At 46.9% G+C, this 20,829-nt stretch carries 16 protein-coding genes; 10 read left to right on the top strand and 6 right to left on the bottom strand.

Translation table 11 applies throughout. The features are described 5' to 3' along the window. Window positions 1-4: 4 nt before the first annotated feature. The 4 genes from Q4Q49_RS02900 to gltB form a co-directional block, all read right to left on the bottom strand. Window positions 5-994: a cobalamin biosynthesis protein gene (locus tag Q4Q49_RS02900; protein WP_311998592.1), complete on the bottom strand. Its 990-nt coding sequence runs from the start codon at window positions 992-994 to the stop codon at window positions 5-7. Between the two features lie 23 nt (window positions 995-1,017). Then, window positions 1,018-1,728, bottom strand: coding sequence for a 5'-methylthioadenosine/adenosylhomocysteine nucleosidase (locus Q4Q49_RS02895; RefSeq protein ID WP_107402373.1), 711 nt, complete (start codon window positions 1,726-1,728; stop codon window positions 1,018-1,020). A gap of 349 nt (window positions 1,729-2,077) precedes the next feature. Next, window positions 2,078-3,484, bottom strand: a complete 1,407-nt coding sequence (locus Q4Q49_RS02890; protein WP_107402372.1) for an FAD-dependent oxidoreductase — start codon at window positions 3,482-3,484, stop codon at window positions 2,078-2,080. A 6-nt stretch (window positions 3,485-3,490) separates the two neighbouring features. Then, window positions 3,491-7,939: a glutamate synthase large subunit gene (gltB, locus tag Q4Q49_RS02885; protein ID WP_311998591.1), complete on the bottom strand. Its 4,449-nt coding sequence runs from the start codon at window positions 7,937-7,939 to the stop codon at window positions 3,491-3,493. Window positions 7,940-8,526: 587 nt separating this feature from the next. Here gltB and Q4Q49_RS02880 point away from each other — a divergent pair. The 3 genes from Q4Q49_RS02880 (at window position 8,527) to oxyR (ending at window position 11,236) form a co-directional block, all read left to right on the top strand. Then, window positions 8,527-9,456, top strand: coding sequence for a TIGR01212 family radical SAM protein (locus Q4Q49_RS02880; RefSeq protein ID WP_311998590.1), 930 nt, complete (start codon window positions 8,527-8,529; stop codon window positions 9,454-9,456). 204 nt (window positions 9,457-9,660) lie between these two features. Beyond that, window positions 9,661-10,026, top strand: a complete 366-nt coding sequence (locus tag Q4Q49_RS02875) for an Hpt domain-containing protein (RefSeq protein ID WP_006080758.1) — start codon at window positions 9,661-9,663, stop codon at window positions 10,024-10,026. Window positions 10,027-10,324: 298 nt separating this feature from the next. After that, on the top strand, window positions 10,325-11,236 hold the full coding sequence (gene oxyR, locus Q4Q49_RS02870) for a hydrogen peroxide-inducible genes transcriptional activator OxyR (RefSeq protein ID WP_086010628.1): 912 nt from the start codon (window positions 10,325-10,327) through the stop codon (window positions 11,234-11,236). Between the two features lie 72 nt (window positions 11,237-11,308). On the opposite strand, the gene Q4Q49_RS02865 is transcribed toward oxyR, so the two are convergent. Beyond that, complete coding sequence (locus Q4Q49_RS02865; RefSeq protein ID WP_006080760.1) at window positions 11,309-12,376, bottom strand: adenylate/guanylate cyclase domain-containing protein; 1,068 nt, start codon at window positions 12,374-12,376, stop codon at window positions 11,309-11,311. Window positions 12,377-12,498: 122 nt separating this feature from the next. After that, entirely contained in the window at window positions 12,499-13,170 is a 672-nt protein-coding gene (mutH, locus tag Q4Q49_RS02860) for a DNA mismatch repair endonuclease MutH (protein ID WP_311998589.1), read from the bottom strand. 690 nt (window positions 13,171-13,860) lie between these two features. Between mutH and rppH the strand changes: the two genes are divergently transcribed. From rppH to Q4Q49_RS02825, 7 genes are all read left to right on the top strand, one after another. After that, entirely contained in the window at window positions 13,861-14,385 is a 525-nt protein-coding gene (rppH, locus tag Q4Q49_RS02855; RefSeq protein WP_006080762.1) for an RNA pyrophosphohydrolase, read from the top strand. Window positions 14,386-14,408: 23 nt separating this feature from the next. Continuing rightward, window positions 14,409-16,643, top strand: coding sequence for a phosphoenolpyruvate--protein phosphotransferase (ptsP, locus tag Q4Q49_RS02850; RefSeq protein ID WP_012088598.1), 2,235 nt, complete (start codon window positions 14,409-14,411; stop codon window positions 16,641-16,643). A gap of 59 nt (window positions 16,644-16,702) precedes the next feature. Next, window positions 16,703-17,503 carry a sulfite exporter TauE/SafE family protein gene (locus Q4Q49_RS02845; protein WP_006080764.1) on the top strand — a complete coding sequence of 267 codons (801 nt, stop codon included), beginning with the start codon at window positions 16,703-16,705 and terminating at the stop codon, window positions 17,501-17,503. Window positions 17,504-17,545: 42 nt separating this feature from the next. After that, on the top strand, window positions 17,546-18,355 hold the full coding sequence (lgt, locus tag Q4Q49_RS02840; protein ID WP_107402369.1) for a prolipoprotein diacylglyceryl transferase: 810 nt from the start codon (window positions 17,546-17,548) through the stop codon (window positions 18,353-18,355). Further along, on the top strand, window positions 18,352-19,146 hold the full coding sequence (gene thyA / locus Q4Q49_RS02835) for a thymidylate synthase (RefSeq protein ID WP_006085062.1): 795 nt from the start codon (window positions 18,352-18,354) through the stop codon (window positions 19,144-19,146). The genes lgt and thyA overlap by 4 nt, the downstream gene beginning before the upstream one ends. A 117-nt stretch (window positions 19,147-19,263) precedes the next feature. Further along, a complete protein-coding gene (gene nhaA, locus Q4Q49_RS02830; RefSeq protein WP_006080767.1) occupies window positions 19,264-20,433 on the top strand; it encodes a Na+/H+ antiporter NhaA in 1,170 nt (389 codons plus the stop codon). A gap of 2 nt (window positions 20,434-20,435) precedes the next feature. Next, window positions 20,436-20,822, top strand: a complete 387-nt coding sequence (locus tag Q4Q49_RS02825) for a hypothetical protein (RefSeq protein WP_311998588.1) — start codon at window positions 20,436-20,438, stop codon at window positions 20,820-20,822. Window positions 20,823-20,829: the final 7 nt, after the last annotated feature.

Genomic DNA, 20,829 nt, shown 5'->3' with positions numbered 1-20,829 from the left:
CATATCACAGGCTATGTAACCAACGTAAACCTGCCCATAACAAGGGCAGGATAATGATAAAGCTAAACCAGATGGCACAGGCGCGTGAGGTCAGCTTGATTGCAGGGGCAATTGCATCACTGGTCGGCTGCGGACCATAACCTAGTTTGTCCACATTGATACGCACGCCAGCAAACTTTTGAGGTCCACCGAGTTCGATGCGTAAAATACTCGCCACCAGATTCACACTGAGGATATAGCCTCGAATCGCGGGATGATTTTTTGGCGTACGAAATAGCTTAGCGAATGCCTTAGGACCGCCTTGAATGGCAATTGATAGACTCCACAGCCAAGCGGGGATCGCCAGTAAGAGGGTAGATACACCATTCACAGTGCGGCAAAAATGTTGATACTTAGGCTGAATGGGTGGCCAGCTCAATTCGAGTTGTTTGAGCATACGCACTGCCAGCACTAAAGGTGCTCCGGCGATAGCGAAAAAGAAAATGGTCGATGCTGTGCCGTAAATAGGCGCTGTGGCGAGTTTTTCTATGGTGGCTTTGGCTAGGCCGATTTCCGACAAACTATCGGTATCGCGCACTACCCAAGGCTGTAAAAGCTTTTTTGCGCTGGCATTATCTCCACGTTTTAAGGCTTTAGCGATTTCATCGGCGACTTGGCTAAACCCTGCATCGGTTAAGCATAGATAAAGCACCAAAAATTCGAAAAACCATGGAAAGGCGGCCAGTTCGAGCAAAAAGGTGATAATGGCCCAAAACGGAAACAGTAACAGCATCATAGCTAAAAAGCCTGCTGTGGCTTGTTGGCTTGGAGAGCGTTCTGGACGATTTACCTTGGCGGCGAGTTGCTTAGCTAAATGGCCAAACCAAATAAGCGGCTGCATTTCACGTGGCAATGGCGCTAACCGCGCCAATAACAAAGCAAAAAAAAGTACCAAAAAGCCTTCAAACAAAGCGCCATCTATCTCGACAAGTTGTTGATAAAAAGAGGTGTGCATTCGGTACTTTTCCGCTTAAGTGATTATTTTACTGCGCTAGGATTCAGTTGCTCAAGTAGCAGCATCACCATCAGCGCTGAGTGGTAACCCGCTTTGACAATATAAGAATCAAAATCCACTGGCGAGTCATTGTTGGCGTTATCCGATAAAGAGCGGATCACCACAAATGGCACACCAAACTGATGACAAACTTGAGCGATGGCCGCGCCTTCCATTTCACAGGCGGCCATCGTTGGGAAGTTTTTCAACATGGCTTGGGTGCGAATAGGATCGCAAATAAAGCTATCGCCAGTACAGATTAACCCTTCAATCGCTTTGACTTCGCCTAGTTGCGCAATGGCCTTGTTGGCGGCTTCAACTAAATGAGCGGCTGGGATAAACGCAGCAGGTTGCTGTGCCATTTGGCCAATTTCGTAGCCAAAGGCGGTGACATCCACATCGTGGTGACGCACTTCAGAAGAAATCACGATATCGCCAATGGCCAGCGTATCGACAAAACCACCGGCAGAACCTGTGTTGATCACTGCATCCGGCGCATATTTTTCGATGAGCAGTGTGGTCGCAATACTTGCGGCCACTTTACCTATGCCAGAGCGAGTCACGACAACGTCTTTACCCGCAAGAGTGCCAGCAATAAATTCAATACCAGCAATAGTTTGCGATGTCGCATTTGTCATGGCGGCGATTAGGTGAGCGACTTCTGGCTCCATTGCGCCAATAATTCCAATTTTCATGGGAGACCTTTTTGATTCAACACTTAAGAGTGGGACACGAGAATGCTGGCTAATATACCACACAGTTTTGTGCTGTCGTTATGGTGAGATTGGGATTGCTTAATAATGGCAGGGTAAAAAGCGGGAAGGGTTAAAGAAAAAAGTGCACCCCTAAGATGTGCACTTTTATTTATCTATTTCACCTGTCTATTTTACTTATCTATTTTTCCATCAACCGATTGCGATAAGCCACAAGCAAATGGCTGGACTTGTTTGCCTAAGTCCAGCCATTGCATTGCTTGTTAAACGACAGCGGTAAAACAATGTATCAGCGATAAAACCAACACATTGGCGTTGTAAGCTGTAGCGCTTAGTCTAAGTAGTTAAGAATACCTTGAGCAGCATCGCGACCTTCGGCAATGGCTGTCACGACTAAGTCAGAACCGCGCACCATATCACCACCGGCAAACACTTTAGGGTTGGTGGTTTGGAATGGATTTTCGTCTAACTTACTCGCTTTAACTCGGCCCCATTGATCAAGCTCGATGCCATGGTCGGCAAACCAAGGTGCTGGGCTAGGCTGGAAACCAAAGGCGATAATTATCGCATCGGCTTCGAGCAACTGTTCGCTACCCGCAATCGCTTCGGCCCGTTGACGACCGCTGGCATCGGCTTTGCCCATGGCGGTTTCGACGCATTCAATGCCAACTACTTTGCCATCTTGGGTTTTAATCGCCACAGGTTGACGGTTAAACAGGAAATTAACGCCTTCCTCCCGCGCATTTTGCACTTCGCGACGTGAGCCCGGCATGTTGGCCTCATCACGGCGGTAAGCACAGACTACGCTGCTGGCACCTTGTCTGACGGCTGTGCGCACGCAATCCATCGCGGTATCACCACCGCCTAATACCACGACACGTTTACCTTCAAGGTTCAGGTAGGGCGTTTGCGCATCTTGAGTGCCCATTAAATGATGGGTGTTACCAATCAAATAGGGCAGGGCTTGGTATACGCCTTGGGCATCTTCACCCTCAAGGCCGGCTTTCATCGCGGTATAGGTGCCCATACCAAGGAATACGGCATCGTATTCTTCGAGCAGTTTAGTAAATGGGATATCTTTACCGACAGTAACCCCGAGTTTGAACTCAATGCCCATGCCTTCTAATACACTACGACGGGTCGCCATGACGGCCTTGTCGAGTTTAAAAGACGGAATACCGTAGGTGAGTAGGCCACCAATTTGTGGATATTTATCAAAGACCACGGCTTTAACACCGTTGCGAGACAAAATATCCGCGCAGCCCAACCCTGCAGGACCTGCGCCGACAATCGCTACTCGTTCAGCGCGCGGCGTGACCTTGCTCATATCGGGGCGCCAGCCTTGGGCGATTGCTGTATCGGTAATGTATTTTTCGACATTACCGATAGTGACAGCACCAAAGTCGTCGTTAAGGGTACAAGCGCCTTCGCAGAGTCTGTCCTGTGGACAAACACGGCCGCAGATTTCGGGCAGAGTGTTGGTCTCATGCACTAAATCCGCCGCTTCCATGATGCGACCTTGCTCCGCTAGCTTGAGCCAGTTAGGAATATAATTGTGTAGCGGACATTTCCACTCACAATAAGGATTGCCGCAATCTAAACAGCGATCCGCTTGCTGTGCCACTTCAGGCTGAGCAAAAGGCTGATAAATCTCAATAAACTGAGTCGCACGTTTAGCCGCAGGGTGTTTGGTGGGGTCTTTGCGACCCACTTCAATAAATTGAAAATCGTTACTCATGCGCCATTACCCCGCTTTTACAACTAATTCTGGGCTCGATTTCTCTAACTTGAGCAGATCGGCCACGGCAATATTTTTAGGTTTCACTAATACGAAGCAATCTAACCAGTTACCAAAATCACTTAAGATCATCTTGGCATGTTCGCTGCCCGTTTCGGCCACGTGGGCTTCAATCAGACCTTTCAAATGTTGTTGATGAATGGGGGATTCGAGTTTTTGCGTATCGACAAGCTCAGTGTTCACACGGCGATTGAAGCGGCCGAATTGATCGAATACATAGGCAAAACCACCTGTCATACCTGCGCCGAAGTTCACCCCTGTTTTACCAAGGACAACCACTATGCCGCTGGTCATGTATTCACAGCCGTTATCACCGAGTCCTTCGACCACAGCAATCGCCCCTGAGTTACGGACCGCAAAACGCTCGCCCGCTTGACCCGCGGCGAAGAACTTGCCGCCTGTCGCGCCGTAAAGGCAAGTGTTACCGACAATGGCGCTGCGCTCACTTTGGAACGGGCTGCCAATAGGCGGATAAATCACTATTTGGCCGCCAGACATGCCTTTACCGACATAGTCGTTGGCATCGCCGCAGAGTTTTAACTCAAGGCCTGGGCTGTTCCACACGCCAAAGCTTTGGCCGGCACTGCCGTTAAAGCTCAGTTTGACCGGCGCTTTGGTGCCTTTCACGCCGAGCGTGCTCGCAATATAGCCTGACAAGGTCGCGCCAACGGAGCGGTCTGTGTTGTTGATGCTGTAAGCGGCATCGAAACACTCGCCCTTATCGACGACGCTTTGGCACTCGTTTAATAAATGTTGGTTAAGCAACCCTAAATCCGCTGGTGGATTAGTTTCTTGCCAAGTGCGTGACGAGGTTGCAGGCACTTTGGGTTGATACAAAATCGGTGACAGATCTAAGCCTTGTTGCTTAGCAGTTTGGCCTTCGAGGGCATATAACCATTCGCTGCGACCGACTAAGTCTTCAAACTTACTCACCCCTAAGGTCGCCATCCATTCACGGACTTCTTCGGCGACAAACTCAAAGTAAGTCATCACTCGCTCTGGCAGACCATGGTAATGGTTGTCACGCAGGTTTTTATCTTGCGTCGCTACGCCAGTCGCGCAGTTGTTCAAGTGGCAAATACGCAGGTATTTACAACCTAGGGCGATCATAGGCACAGTGCCAAATCCAAAGCTTTCTGCGCCTAACAACGCGGCTTTAATCACATCTGTACCGGTTTTTAAGCCGCCATCGACTTGCAGGCGAATTTTATGGCGTAGACCGTTTTCTACGAGCGATTGATGCACTTCGGCTAAACCTAGCTCCCACGGACTCCCCGCGTACTTTACTGAGGTGATTGGGCTGGCGCCTGTGCCGCCGTCATACCCTGAAATCGTGATCATATCCGCATAGGCTTTCGCTACGCCGGTGGCGATCGTGCCCACGCCGGGTTCAGACACAAGTTTGACTGAAATCAGTGCTTTAGTGTTGATTTGCTTCAAGTCGAAAATCAGCTGGGCTAAATCTTCGATAGAGTAAATATCGTGGTGCGGCGGCGGTGAAATCAAGGTTACACCTGGGCGCGCATGACGCAGTCCGGCGATTTCAACGCTGACTTTATGGCCGGGTAACTGGCCACCTTCACCGGGTTTTGCCCCTTGGGCGACTTTAATCTGCAACACATCAGCGTTGACTAAGTAGTGCGCCGTAACGCCAAAGCGCGCCGAGGCAATCTGTTTAATCGCAGAGTTGCGTTCAGTATTAAAGCGGCGAGCATCCTCACCACCTTCACCTGAGTTCGAGCGGCCGCCTAAGCGGTTCATTGCAATAGCCAGCGCTTCATGGGCTTCGGGGCTCAAGGCGCCGATACTCATGGCTGCGCTGTCAAAGCGTTGATATAAGCCCGCTGCGCCTTCGACATTAGCGACATCAATCGATGCTTGTGCACCCTTGATACCAATTAAGTCACGTAGCGTGGCTATTGGACGATTGTCGACGAGGTCGGCAAACTTTTTATAGGTTGCGAAGTTTTTGTCAATCAATGACGCTTGTAAAGTGTTTACAACATCAGGGTTGAAGCAGTGATACTCACCCCCTTCAACGTATTTCAGCAGGCCACCTTGCGGCAATGGCACATGGGCGCGGTAGGCCGCTTTGTGCAGAATCGCTTGGTCTTGGGCGATTTCAGCAAAACTGACGCCTTCGATACGGCTGATCACGCCTTTAAAGCACAGTTCAATCACATCGCTGGCAATGCCTATGGCTTCAAATTGCTGACTGCAACGATAGGAACCGACAGTGCTGATGCCCATTTTGGACATGATCTTACGCAGGCCTTTTTCGATGCCGTAACGGAAGTTCAGCATCAGTGCTGTGGTGTCGGTTAACTGGTGACGTTTCGCCAGTTCAGAAATTGACTCATACACTAAGTACGGATAAATCGCGGTGGCACCAAAGCCAAGCAATACGGCAAAGTGATGCGGATCTCGCGCCGATGCGGTTTCAACTATGATGTTGGTGTCGCAGCGCAGACTCTTATTCACCAGCATTTGTTGCACAGAACCAACCGCCATGGCCGCTGGGATCACTTGCGCCGTTTTCCCTATGGCTCTATCCGAAAGGATCAACAAAGTCGTGCCGCTGCGGGCTAAACGCTCGGCTTCGGCTGTGATACGGCGAATGGCACTTTCTAAGCCTTCCTGTGGTTCGTAATTTAAATCGACAATATTGGCGCGATAGTAAGTGCTATCTAATCCCAGTAACTGGTTAAAATCACTGAATAATAAAATAGGTGAATTGAACATCACCCGGTAAGCATGCCCAGTCGTTTCATTGAAGAGGTTCTGCTCACGGCCAATACAAGTGGTCAACGACATAACGTGTTTTTCACGTAATGGGTCTATGGGTGGGTTAGTCACTTGAGCGAATTTTTGCCTAAAATAGTCATACAGTGAACGTGACTTTTTCGACAATACCGCCATAGGCGTATCATCACCCATAGAACCTGTGGCTTCTTCGCCTTGTTTTGCCAGTACCCAAATGACTTGCTCTAATTCTTCACGGGTATAGCCAAATTGTTTTTGGTATTGCAGCAAAAGCTCAGGGCTTAATTCACTGGCACCATGTTGTTCAGAGGCTAAATCTTCCGCTGGCGTTAAAGTACGGCTGTTTTTCGCCATCCACTCTTTATAAGGGTGGCGACGTTTCAAGTCGTTATCAATTTCAAAGGATTGGTACAGGCGGCCGTTCAAGGTATCGAGTACCAGCAGCTCACCGGGCCCAACTCGGCCTTTTTCAATCACTTCATCGGCGGCGTAATCCCAAATACCGACTTCGGAGGCCAAGGTCAAAATACGATCTTTTGTGATCACATAACGCGATGGACGTAGACCATTACGGTCAACGGCGCAGGCGGCATGGCGACCGTTGGTCATCACAATACCTGCCGGACCATCCCAAGGCTCCATGTGCATGGAGTTAAAGTCGTAGAAGGCTTTTAGTTCGTCATCCATTTCTGGATTACTTTGCCAAGCAGGCGGGATCAATAGACGCATGGCACGGTATAAGTCCATGCCACCGGATAACAGCATTTCCAGCATATTATCTAAGGAAGAAGAATCTGAGCCTGTTTCATTCACAAAGGGAGCGGCCTGCTGCAAATCTGGCAGTAGTGGTGAATTAAACTTATAGGCACGGGCGCGAGCCCATTGACGGTTACCCGTAATCGTATTGATTTCGCCGTTATGGGCTAAATATCTAAACGGCTGAGCTAATGGCCATTTAGGAGAAGTATTCGTTGAGAAACGTTGATGGAATAGGCAGATAGAGCTTTTTAAGCGAATGTCCGCGAGATCGGGATAAAACGCGGGCAAGTCTACAGGCATCATCAAGCCTTTATAGACGATAACTTGGCCAGACAAACTCGCCACATAGAAGTCTTTGTCGTCGGTGATTTGCTGCTCTAAGCGGCGACGCGCCATATAAAGGCGGCGTTCCAAGTCTTTTTCACGCCAGCCAATAGGGGCGTTGATCAGCACTTGGTAGATTTGTGGCAGGCTAGCCTTGCCGATTTCACCTAACACATCTGGATTGACCGGCACTTTGCGCCAGCCTGCAATACTTAAGGTTTCACGCTCGAGTTCGCGCTCAAGAATAAACTTAGCTTGTTCGGCCAATTCATCATCTTGACTTAAAAACAGCATACCTACGGCAAATTTACGGCTCAAATGCCAATCATTTTCCGCGGCAATCGCTTCAAAAAATTGCACTGGCAATTGCATTAATAAACCGCAGCCGTCGCCAGTGCGACCGTCGGAGGCAATGCCACCGCGGTGCTTCATGCGATCTAGACCATGGATTGCCGTGCGCACTATACGGTGGCTGGCTTCGCCATCCATCTGTGCTATCAACCCAAAACCACAATTGTCCCGCTCAAAACTGGGATGATATAAGCTCATACAAAAACCTCCCTAGACCTCAACTGATTACTACTCGGGGAGAAAATGTAAAGACTTTCTATAGATATGCACCCGAACCACCCAAATTAGCCTGAGATTCAATAAAGGTCAAACCAAAAATTTGCATAAAACATGGGTATTAATTCATGATTCATACACAAATCATAATTGCTTTACGTTAACGTCAACAGTAAAAAGTGCTGTATAACATTATGAATAAAAAGAATTTTAAAAATGAGGAAACTATGGGTTTACTAAAATATAACATGTTGGCGGGATTGTTTTTGATTTAGAAATAGTGATTTTTATTGCAAACACAGTAAATAAATAAAAAATTAAAATTGTTGAATTATTATTCATTTTGATGTGAGCGATATCTCAATGGTAAGCGCGTTAATTTGAGGATGCGCACATTTCTGACAATAAGGGTATGGGTCAGGCGGGAATTTGATGTAGCGCCAAGAAACCTCTCGCTACCTCGTTTACACTAAGCTTTTTCTTCTATTTGTTCACGTATTTTCTTTTCTATTTGTGATTTTATCTTGGTTATTCTTAATGAAGCGATATGAAATTTGGTGGGTGCTCTGATGGGGCTTGATGCATATGTGAACACCTTTGGTGCCGTTTGCAAGGCGCGATATGGTACGCGACTACGAAAACTCACCATAGATGCCAAGTTTACTTGCCCCAACCGTGATGGCACCTTGGGGCGTGGAGGTTGTACTTTCTGCAATGTGGCCTCATTTAGCCACCAAACTGCTGATGTGCTGAGTATTACCGAGCAGCTCGAACAGGGTAAGAGTCGTTATCGTGAGGCGAAACCTCAGGCGCAAGCCGATAAATTTATAGCATATTTTCAGGCTTACACTAGCACTTATGATGAGTATCAGGTGTTAATGGCTAAGTACGATGAAGCCGTTAAAGATGGCGAGATAGTGGGTCTGTGTGTAGGAACTCGCCCCGATTGTGTGCCAGATAATGTACTGGATTTACTGGCAAGTTATCAGGCAAACGGTGTTGATGTGTGGTTAGAACTTGGGTTGCAAACCGCTAAAGATGAAACGCTGCGCAAGATCAATCGCGGCCATGATTTCGCCTGTTATTGTGACACAGTGTCGAGGGCGAGAGCTCGCGGTCTTAAGGTGTGCACTCATCTTATTCTTGGCTTACCCGATGAAACCCATAGCGATTATATGGCGACCTTAGCGGCGGTATTGCAGCAGGGCGTTGATGGCTTGAAGCTGCATCCTTTGCATGTCGTCGAAGGCAGCACTATGGCAAAGGCGTGGCGAAGTGGGCGCTTACCTTTACTGAGTCTTGAAGATTATGCTCGCAATGTTGGCGAGATGATCCGCCATACACCCGCGGAAGTGATTTTCCACCGCGTCACCGCTTATGCGAAAAAACCTATGCTATTAGCACCAGATTGGTGTGCCTATCGATGGGATGGATTGGTGGCAATTGTGGATAATTTACAGCTTTATGGTGGACAAGGGCACGTATTAGCGCAACGATAGAGGCAAGTTAGTGGGATACATTTCCTCCTTAAATGCTATGTCGTCGCTATTATTTTGTAAGTGTTTACTTACGACTATTAGTTTGTTTTTTGTTAATTTTAATCTGAATTTGACCATGGATATCGCTATAAGTTGCACAGACAATTTTAGTGGGTATCATGTGATAAATTCGTTTTAAGCATTGGACCACTTAAGGGAGGCCTCATGGCCACAGTTGAATTAGAAGTAATCCTAGATCTCAATACTCTCGAACAGTACTGTAGCGCCATTGGTGCTGGTACTTTACTTAAGAGTGTGGTGTTATTTGAGCAGTTAATGCCTGAATATGTAGGAAATCTAGTGAAGGCTAACGACGCTGCAGACAGAGATACCTTATGTTCAGAAGCGCATAAATTTAAAGGTGCCGCAGGTTCGGTAGGTTTAAAACGCATTCAGCAAATCGCCCAGTTATTACAACATGGTGAAGAGCCAAGATGGGATGCTGAACACGGCGCTTGGGTTGCTGAGATCGTCGAACATGCGAGTGCGGATCTACAACAGTTAAAGTTGTTCCTCCAAGCTAAAGCATAAGATATTGATACGCTAAGGCGCAGCAATAACATCTGTTGTTGCGCCCAATTGAGTGAATGATTGCGTTAGATTGTTGCGTTAGATATTGCGTTAGTTTACGGCTGAGTTTGTTGCCTTTTATGTTTCCCCGCGAGTGCTTTTCTCCTCTTTGTTTGTTACTCCCACTTAAGTTTTACAGCTAATCGGTTGAATGTCGATTCGGCTCACACTCTTGAAATCTAATGCCGCGTTATTGGCTTTCAGTTATGCTAGAGTAGATTTAATTTCTTAATTCATAACCTTAATGGCAATCGAGAAAATGAAAAGTTTACCTAGCTTAAAAAACTTATTCTATTTGGTGAATCTCCATCAAGAGCAGAATTTTAACCGCGCGGCTAAGGTGTGTTTTGTCAGCCAATCGACGCTTTCGAGTGGGATCCAAAACTTAGAAGAGCAGTTAGGGCATCAGTTGATTGAGCGAGACCATAAGTCGTTTATGTTTACCGCTATTGGTGAAGAAGTGGTGCAGCGCGCCCGTAAAATTCTCACCGATGTGGATGATTTGGTTGAATTGGTGAAAAACCAAGGCGAGCCGATGACAGGCGATATACGTTTAGGGTGTATTCCTACGATTGCGCCTTTCCTATTGAGCCGTGTTATTCGTCAATGCCAGCAATCTTATCCAGCGATGAGTTTATTACTGAAAGAAGATACCACTGAGCGTTTGCTGGATGCCTTAGGTAAGGGTGAGCTGGATTTATTGATCCTTGCTTTGCCTGTGGATACCAGCGGTTATCACAGTATGAAAGTGGGTAAAGATCCATTCAAAATGGTGATCCATAAGGATTTAGCCGGAGAAATCCATCAGCCGATCGATTACCAAGCCTTGCCAGACGAGAGTATTTTCCTGCTGCAAAGCGAGCATTGCATTACGGGTCATGCCATCACAGCCTGTCAGCTTGGGGATAGCGCGAAAGTGAATCCGTTTGCCGCCACCAGTTTGCATACCTTAGTGCAGATGGTGAATAGTAAGCTGGGCACTACATTTCTGCCGCAAATGGCAATCGATGCGGGTATTTTGAATGACACTGATTTGGTGGTGATGACGCCGCCAGGTGAAGCGCCTTACCGTGATATCGGCCTTGTCTGGCGTCAAACGACCAGCCGGATTTTAACCTTCCGCACCTTAGGTTTAATGATCCAAAAGTTATTAACCAAAGAAGCACAATAAGCTTTCTGCAACAGCACAAAGTGTCACTGCAAAAAGTGTTACTGCAAATTAACGCTTAAATATGATGAGAAATCAGAGTGGGGAAACGCCAAACACTTCGATGGAGTGTTGTTTCCCTTTGAGTTTGACTGGGCCTAGATTCGATAGGTGATATTGCGTGTTGGGATTATCTAAACGTCCCGCGAGTGCGCCCGAGATCAACATGCGTTGCCCCAAGGGATTACACTGATCTTGCAGTCTCGCTAGGGTATTGAGCACATCACTAAAGAAACTAATCTCCTGTTTCTGCACGCCAACAACCGCTGCTACGACTTGGCCACAATGGGCCGCAGCTTTAAACTTAGGCACAAAGCCATAGTGTTCTTCAAAGTAACGTCTTTGCCAATTAAGCTGCTGACTAAATTCAAAATAGATATTCATGCAGCGGTCGTGGACTATCCCTTCTTCTAAAGGCCAGTGGATCAACACGGCATCGCCCATATAGCGATAAATCTCGGCTTCGTTGTTGGTAACAGTATCCGACAGCAAACTAAAGCTATCTTGGATCAAGCGGCTAAAACGGTAATCCCCAAGTGATTCGGCGTGTGTGGTCGAGGCGACCATGTCTAGATAAAGGAATAATCGTTGTTCGTATCTTGGCTTATGGTATTTACCGAGGCCAATGTTGAGCAGAATACGTGGACCGACTAACAGCGCCATTTGCTCGACGAAGGCTAAACTGACCCGCACGACCACCAAATAGACAATCAATGCTTGGAATGAAGGACTGTAGAGAATGTGCGCCGTCAGCATTTGTCTTAGGGTCGACATGTGATTTTCGATGGCCCACATATTCAAAAACTGGGTCATGTAAGCTAATGTCGTCGCCCCCAGTAATAAAAACAAGCCTTTAAAGATGACAGAAAACACATAGGGGAGTCGATTGATAGCACTGAAATCAGCAATAACGTTCGACATCCAATGCAGGCTGCCAAAAATTATCCCCATATAGATAGCAAGTGTCGCGAGATCGGCCGAACCTACCGCCCATTGGGGCAGTTCTGGTGATTGGGCATATCGAAAAAACACGAATGCAGCCATGGCAATCGCCCAAGCTAAAATCGCAAAAAGGAGTTTTTTCGCTTGTCTACGTGCTCTCACTGCGTGATGGGTATCCGAATACGGCGGTGATTTCAGAATGCCGTAGTTTATAGAAAAGAGTCACCTTAGTGCCAGTGAAATTTGTGATCTGGATCAATCTAAGTCTATATCGTCACTAAATATTAACCAAAAACCTTATTAAGTATCATGGCGGTGAAACTGGTCTTTAAATAAAAGCCCCTAGGGTTGGTCATTTTGAGGCTGCCATCTTCGGCAATGCTTTGCGTTAATGCTTTACTGTTGGCGGCTTTGGGACGTAATTGCAGTACTTCGCCGTGGCGTGCGGTGAGTTTTTCGACTTTGCCTAGGGCGATAAGCTCCATGATCTCTTCCCAATCCTGTTGCAGTAATTGCAACTCCTGTGGATCAGGCTCCCACAATATCGGGGTGCCAATACGGCGCTCTCCCACAGGAATATGCCGCTCACCTTCAACGGGTACCCAAAGGACGCGCTGTAACTTATGGTAGACTAAGCTATTTTGCCAGGTTAACCCTTGGATATTCGACAGCGGCGCCACGCAAACATAAGTGGTCTCCAATGGACGTCCCTGTGAATCGATGGGGATAGTTTTAAGCTCAACACCTAAGTGCAGAAAATCTTGCTCGGGTTTAGAGCCTGCCGTCGCGCCCAGTTCCATTTCGATTAACTGTCCGACCCAGCCTTTATCCCGCTTAAGATCCTTGGGAACATTTAAGCCTCTTTGGGCTGCTATTTGCGCCAAACTCACGCCAGCCATCATATGGGCGCGTTCGAGTAGCTCAGGGAGATTTTCGGGGGGAATAATTCGATTCATGGCTGGATTTTACTTAAAAATAACCGCTTAGCAATGGCGGTTAAAAAATGAACTCCGCAATTTGAGTAAACTTGTACCGAATGTTTTTATTCTAAGTATCTGATTTTAAATTTCATATCCAAGTTACCCCCCGTTTTGAAAAAAAGTGTTCAAAGTTACTCTCTGCTTTCCCTTGCGTTCCCCACATACTTATCCACAGATATTATGGATAACTCAGTAAAATGCGTCCCTTAACCTAATAAAAACCCCAAGTCAATGTGAATAAAGGGCATTTATTCCGGCTTTTGTGGACAGTTGTGGACACTATTTGTGTATAAAGTTGAGTAATATCGTGAGAACCATAGAAATAGCTCTAGCTGGTTAAATAATGAGCTTTATTGCTTTTTTTGCCATTAATAAATTATGGTTACCATTCAAGTTATTGAATTTACTTTAGATAAAGTTTTAACTCTAAATTAATCAAATGGCGCTAAATAGATGTTTTTTGAGCGTTATAACAAGTTTACCTGAGTTTCAAACAGAGATATCCACAGAAAATGTGGATATCCCCGCATTTCATCCCCTAGCTTTGTTGATAAATGTCTTTTAAGTGTGATTTTATCCAAGACCTAGGGTGAAATAGAGGTTTGCTGAGAGACTAGCTTTATGAAACAATCAGTTTATTAAAATTTAATGTGATTTGGAGTCCATGTGATTGATAGCGACGGCTTTCGCGCAAATGTGGGCATTATAATTTGTAACAGATATGGCCAAGTCATGTGGGCCAGACGCTTCGGTCAACACTCATGGCAATTTCCTCAAGGTGGTGTCGATGATGGCGAGACAGCAGAAGAGGCAATGTACCGTGAGTTATATGAAGAAGTAGGCCTAAGACCCGAACACGTGCATATCCTAACCTCGACCCGTTCTTGGTTACGCTATCGTTTGCCAAAGCGTTTAGTCAGGCAAGACAGTAAACCTGTGTGTATTGGGCAAAAACAAAAGTGGTTTCTGTTACAACTGAAAAGCCAAGATAGTGCGATTAATTTGAGTTCCTCTGGGCATCCTGAATTTGACGATTGGCGCTGGGTAAGTTATTGGTATCCTGTGCGGCAAGTCGTGTCATTTAAGCGTGATGTTTATCGTAAGGTGATGAAAGAGTTTGCGGTAACGGCATTGTCATTCCAGACCCTAGAAATACCTAGGAAACGGGGAAGACAAAAAACAACGGGCTGATTTTCAAAAGAGGATTGAAAACAGTGTTAAATACGCTTAGGGATATTACTCAGGCTGTGGCATCTGCCCACAGTTTGGAAACCGCATTAGAAGTCTTAGTCTCATCGACTAAAGCGGCGATGGAAACCCAATGTTGCTCCATCTATATCCTAGAAGAGCAAGAACTGGTGTTATCTGCAACCGACGGTCTTGAAAAAAGCGCTGTTGGTCGGGTACGTATGCCGCTGACCGAAGGTTTAGTTGGACTCGCTGCCCAGCGAGAAGAGGCCGTTAACTTAGCGGATGCAAGGCTTCATCCCAGATTCAAACTTTTCCCTGAAGTCGCCGAAGAAGAGTACCGCGCCTTTCTAGCCGTACCTATCATCTACCAGAAAGCCGTGGTCGGGGTGATAGTGGTACAGCAGGCGAGTGCGCGCCAATTCAGTGAAGGTGAAGAAGCTTTCCTGATGACGCTCGCCGCCCAGTTAGCAATGGCGGTGCGCGGTTTAAAACAAAAAGCCCAAGTCAGTTCCCATCATCAACAAATTCTATTTCAAGGTACGTCGGCGTCAAACGGTATCGCCATTGCGTATGCCTTTGTGCTCGGTGGAGAAATCCCCCTTGAGCAGCCCGACGTGCGCTCTGACGATATTGCCTATGAGTCCAGCCGCTTAACGACGGCTATGGTGCGTTGTAAAGAAGCGATTGGCGCCTTATCTCAGCGGTTTGACCGCGAGCAAGATGACGAAGTCGTCTCTATTTTCAATGCATTACAGCTATTACTTGATGACGCCAGTTTAGGCGGAGAGTATGCCCGCGAGGTGCAATTAGGTTGGGCTGCTGAATCGGCGGTAAGCCGAGTGTCCTTGCGTTATATTCAGCAATTTTTGGCGATGGAAGATCCTTATCTTAAGGAGCGGGCAAGCGATATCCGCGACTTAGGCCAAAAAGTATTGCGCCAGCTGATTGAGCCAGAGCGTTTAGAGCTTGAACCCGATAAACCTGTCATTTTAATTACCCGCGAAGCCGATGCGACTATGCTGGCTGAGTTCCCAAGGCAGAAACTTGCGGGGATTGTCACTGAGCTTGGCGGCGTAAACTCCCATGCCGCTATTTTAGCCCGCGCCTTAGGTGTGCCGGCCATTACCGGTGTAGAACAACTGTTATCCGCCAATATTGATCAAAAACTCTTAGTGGTGAACGCCAGCCGTGGCCAGCTATTGGTGTCGCCATCACCGGCGATTGTTGGTGAGTATCGCAGCTTAATTTCGGCGCAAAAAGCGCTGCAACGCCAGTATGCTCAAGAATTAGCACTGCCTTCTGTGACCTTAGATGGCTCACGTATTCGTTTGTATTTAAATGCGGGATTACTCAGCGGCGTGGCTTCTGAAATTGCCGAAGGTGCCGACGGTATTGGGCTGTATCGCACCGAAATCCCTTTTATGCTGCAACAACGTTTCCCGAGTGAATCTGAGCAAGTGAAAGTGTATCAACAGGTCTTGTCGGCGGCGTCTGGTCGACCTGTGGTGATGCGCACTTTGGATGTTGGCGGTGATAAACCTCTGCCGTATTTCCCAATTAAAGAAGACAATCCTTTCCTTGGTTGGCGCGGGATCCGTTTGTCGCTGGATCATCCTGAGCTATTTTTGGTGCAGTTACGGGCCATGTTGCAGGCAGGTGGCGATGGTAAGCAATTAAGTATTTTACTGCCCATGGTCAGTAACTTAGATGAAATCGATCAATCCTTAGAATATCTGCAGCAAGCCTATGTTGAACTTAAGAACGATGTAAACAGCAACATAGTGATGCCACGCATCGGCATTATGCTCGAAGTGCCGGCGATGTTGTATCAATTGGATGATGTGGCAAAACGGGTGGATTTTGTCTCCGTTGGCAGTAATGACTTAACCCAGTATTTGCTTGCGGTTGACCGTAACAATCCGCGGGTGAGCTCATTATTCGACAGTTATCATCCTGGGATACTGCGGGCTTTGCATCAGGCTCACTTAGATTGTCGATATCATAAGCTCGATATCAGTATTTGTGGCGAGTTAGCGGGCGAGCCTATGGGCGCCATTTTGTTGGTGGCCATGGGATACGATCAATTGAGTATGAATCAGGGTAGTTTAGCGCGGATCAATTATCTCTTGCGCCGTGTCGCACGGGCCGATTTGGATCAATTGCTTGCTAAAGCCTTGAGCCTATCAAATGGCTTCCAAGTGCGCGAGCTGGTTAAAGAATATTTGAACCAGCAAGGTCTCTCAACAATTCTTAATTAACTAATGTCGTCTTTTGCTTTAAGCTAAGGCCCTCAATTTATCACGCTGTAGGTACTCGTGTGGATAGTTTGTTGTCGGTGTTTTTTATTTGCTTAGCATTAGGCGCATTTGTCGGCTTTATGGCAGGGTTATTAGGTATCGGTGGCGGCTTGATTGTAGTGCCTGCACTGCTCTATATTCTGCCCTCGGTCGGTATTAGTTCTGCACAGTTACCCCATATTGCGATTGCCACTTCGCTGGCGGCCATTATTCTCACTTCTATCTCATCGACGCGAGCGCACCATAAGCGTGGAAACATTCCTTGGGATTTATTCAAGACGATGTTGCCTGGGATTATTCTTGGGGCATTAACATCAGGTTTTATTGCCGAACGTATTTCTGCCGCCGCTTTGCAGCAGGGCTTTGCGATATTTGTGGTGTTGATGTCGATTCAGATGGCTTATCCCTTTAAAGCTGAATCGAATCGTGAGCTACCCAGCGCGCCGATATTATTTGTTGTGGCCGCGTTAGTTGCGATGATCGCAGGATTGATGGGCATCGGCGGCGGGGTATTGTTAGTGCCGTTTTTAACCTTCTTTGGTCTGCAGATGCGTTACGCCGTTGGGTTTTCGGCGGCGACGGGTTTGTTGATCTCCCTCTCGGGCAGTTTAGGTTATATCATCGCGGGCTTTAATGCGCCCGAGTTACCCTATGGCACCTTAGGTTTTATCTATTTACCCGCCTTGTTTGGTTTAGTGATCACTTCTGTCTTGATGGCGCCTGTGGGCGTAAAAGCGGCGAGCACTTGGCCAACATCGGTACTTAAAAAGATATTTGCACTGTTACTTCTGTGTGTCGGCCTTAAGTTAATTCTGACCTAGTTTTTATGTTTACCTCTGTTTGAGGCTGCCAATGGATGTGTTATGGCGTTGAGTTTCCCCAATATCGATCCCGTGATCGTATCATTTGGACCGTTTAATCTGTTTGGACAAACCTTTGAACCTGCGCTGCGTTGGTATGGTTTTACCTATTTAGTCGGATTTGTCGCGGCAATGTGGTTGTTGAACCGTCAAGCCGACCGCTCAAAGGGAGTATGGTCGCGGGAGCAAGTTTCAGATTTACTCTTTTATGGTTTTCTTGGGGTGATATTGGGCGGGCGTGTCGGTTATGTGCTTTTTTATCATTTCGATTATTTCCTCGCCAGCCCTATGTATTTGTTTAAAATCTCCGAAGGCGGCATGTCCTTCCACGGCGGTTTGATGGGCGTAATTGCGGCGATGATTTATATCGCCTGGAAACAAAAGCGCACCTTCTTTGCGGTCGCCGATATGGTGGCACCTGTGGTGCCTATCGGTTTAGGCGCAGGGCGTATTGGTAACTTTATTAATGGTGAACTCTGGGGCCGAACCACAGACGTGCCATGGGGTATGGTGTTTCCAACAGGAGGACCCGATCCGCGTCATCCTTCTCAGTTGTACCAATTTGCACTTGAAGGTGTGGCGCTATTCCTATTACTTTACTGGTTTAGTAAACGTACCGATAAAGTCGGTGCCGTCTCTGGTATGTTCTTAGTCGGTTACGGTATTTTCCGTATTATGGTTGAAACGGTGAGACAACCCGATGCACAGTTGGGACTCTACTGGGGATTGATGACCATGGGGCAGATACTGTCTATCCCTATGGTGTTAATCGGTTTGTACTTGATTTTTCGTAAGCAAGGTAAGCAGCAATGAAACAGTATTTAGACTTAATGAAGCACATCTTAGCCGAAGGTGTGGATAAATCGGATCGCACAGGTACGGGGACTCGCTCAGTATTTGGCTATCAAATGCGCTTCGATTTGAGCAAAGGTTTTCCTTTGGTAAGCACCAAGAAATGCCACATGCGCTCTATCATCCACGAATTGCTGTGGTTCCTCAAGGGTGAAACTAACGTTGCCTATTTACGCGAAAACAAGGTCAGTATTTGGGATGAATGGGCCGATGACAATGGCGATTTAGGACCGGTTTATGGTGCCCAGTGGCGTAGCTGGCCAACCCAGAGTGGCGATGCTATCGATCAGATTTCACAAGTTATTGCCCAGATAAAATCTCAGCCTGATTCTCGCCGCCTTATCGTTTCTGCTTGGAACGTGGGCGAGCTGGATAAAATGGCCTTGGCGCCATGCCACGCGTTTTTCCAGTTCTATGTGGCTGATGGCAAATTATCTTGTCAGCTGTATCAGCGCAGCTGTGATGTGTTTCTAGGTTTGCCATTTAACATCGCCAGTTATGCTTTGTTAACTATGATGGTGGCCCAGCAATGTGACTTGGCCTTAGGTGATTTTGTGTGGACCGGTGGTGATACCCATTTATATTCAAACCATATGGAACAAACGGCATTGCAGTTAAGCCGTGAGCCAATGCCGTTGCCAACCATGACGATTTTACGTAGACCTGAATCAATTTTTGATTATCAATTCGACGATTTCGAGCTAACAAACTACGCTCCACATCCTCATATCAAAGCACCTGTCGCCGTGTAACGTGCATTTTTTCGACCAATACCTCGGAATAACCGAGGTGTTAGGTCGAAACTTACGATTATATTTGTTGTTACAATTCGTCTACACTCAATTCATTATGATTTTTAGGAGTGCACGATGGAAAAAGCAATTAGAAATTTTCTGAGCCAAGAATCGGCTGGCGGTATCCTATTATTGGTTGCTGTTGCCTTAGCTATGCTGATGGCCAATTCCCCTTTATCTGGACTTTATCAAGGCTTTTTAGGCACTGACGTACAAGTTAAAATTGGCGAGCTCGATATTCATAAGCCGCTAATTCTGTGGATCAACGATGGCCTGATGGCTGTATTCTTTTTACTTATTGGTTTAGAAGTTAAACGTGAGTTACTCGAAGGTGCCTTATCGAGTGTTGCTCAAGCCTCTCTGCCTACCTTTGCAGCCATTGGCGGCATGTTAGTCCCTGCTGGGGTGTACTTACTGTTTAACTATGGCGATCCGGTCACACAAGCGGGCTGGGCGATTCCTGCCGCGACGGATATTGCGTTTGCTTTAGGTATTATGGCGTTACTCGGGAGCCGCGTTCCCGTTTCACTGAAAGTCTTCTTACTTGCTTTAGCTATTATTGATGACTTAGGTGTCATAGTGATTATCGCGCTGTTCTACAGCACCGACCTATCAACCATCAGTTTAGTGATTGCCAGTTTAGCGATTGCGGGCTTGGTTGGGTTAAACCGCAAAGGGGTCACCTCACTTTTGCCCTATGGCATTTTAGGATTAATCCTTTGGGTCGCCGTACTTAAGTCTGGAGTGCATGCGACTCTGGCTGGTGTCATCATCGCTTTCTGTATTCCATTACGGGCAAAGGATGGCAGCTCACCTTCAGAAGGCTTAGAGCACAGTTTGCACCCTTGGAGCACCTTCTTCATTCTGCCAGTGTTCGCTTTCGCCAATGCGGGTGTTTATGTCGGCAATATGAATTTGGAAACGTTAATTTCTCCGGTACCTGTCGGTATTGCACTGGGCCTGATGTTAGGTAAACCCATTGGTGTGATGGTGTTTAGCTATATTGCGGTGAAACTTAAACTCGCTCAGTTACCCGATGGAGTAGGTTGGAAGCAAATTGCCCCAGTCGCGGCCATGTGCGGTATTGGTTTTACTATGTCTATGTTTATTGCGTCGTTAGCCTTTGAACATGCAGACCCTATGTACGGTGACTTAGCACGCCTAGGAACCTTAATCGGTTCGATTATGGCGGCGTTAGTCGGGTATTTCTGGTTATCAAAAGTGTTACCTAATAAAGGAGTATAACTATGATAAAGTTGAAATTAATTGGAATGGCAACACTCTTATGTCTATCGACAACCGCGACGGCATCGCAAATATCGGCCTGTAATCAGGATGCGAACTCGAAGACTTGCCAAAGCTATCTTGAAGGGATAGTCGATGGCGCTCTGATGTTTAAATCTGATTCCTTAGGGGCGAGATTAGAAACCAATGGTTATGAATCAAGGGCGCTTAAATATCGCGGTGGTAAACGTTTCCAAGAGGCGAATCGGACCTATTGCGCTGAACGTATCCCTGAACGTCATGTTTTAGTGTCAGGTGTCACTGAAGCGGTAAGTCTGGGTAATGCGACTGATTTGGAGCAATTACAAGGCATAGTCACTAACTTGCTTGATTGCCAGCGTTTGCAATAAACTGATT

The organism is Shewanella sp. SP1S1-7, from assembly GCF_031932105.1.
GTDB lineage: Bacteria > Pseudomonadota > Gammaproteobacteria > Enterobacterales > Shewanellaceae > Shewanella > Shewanella baltica.
The sequence above is the reverse complement of the archived record's forward strand: the minus strand, read 5'-3'. Positions and strand labels throughout refer to the sequence as shown.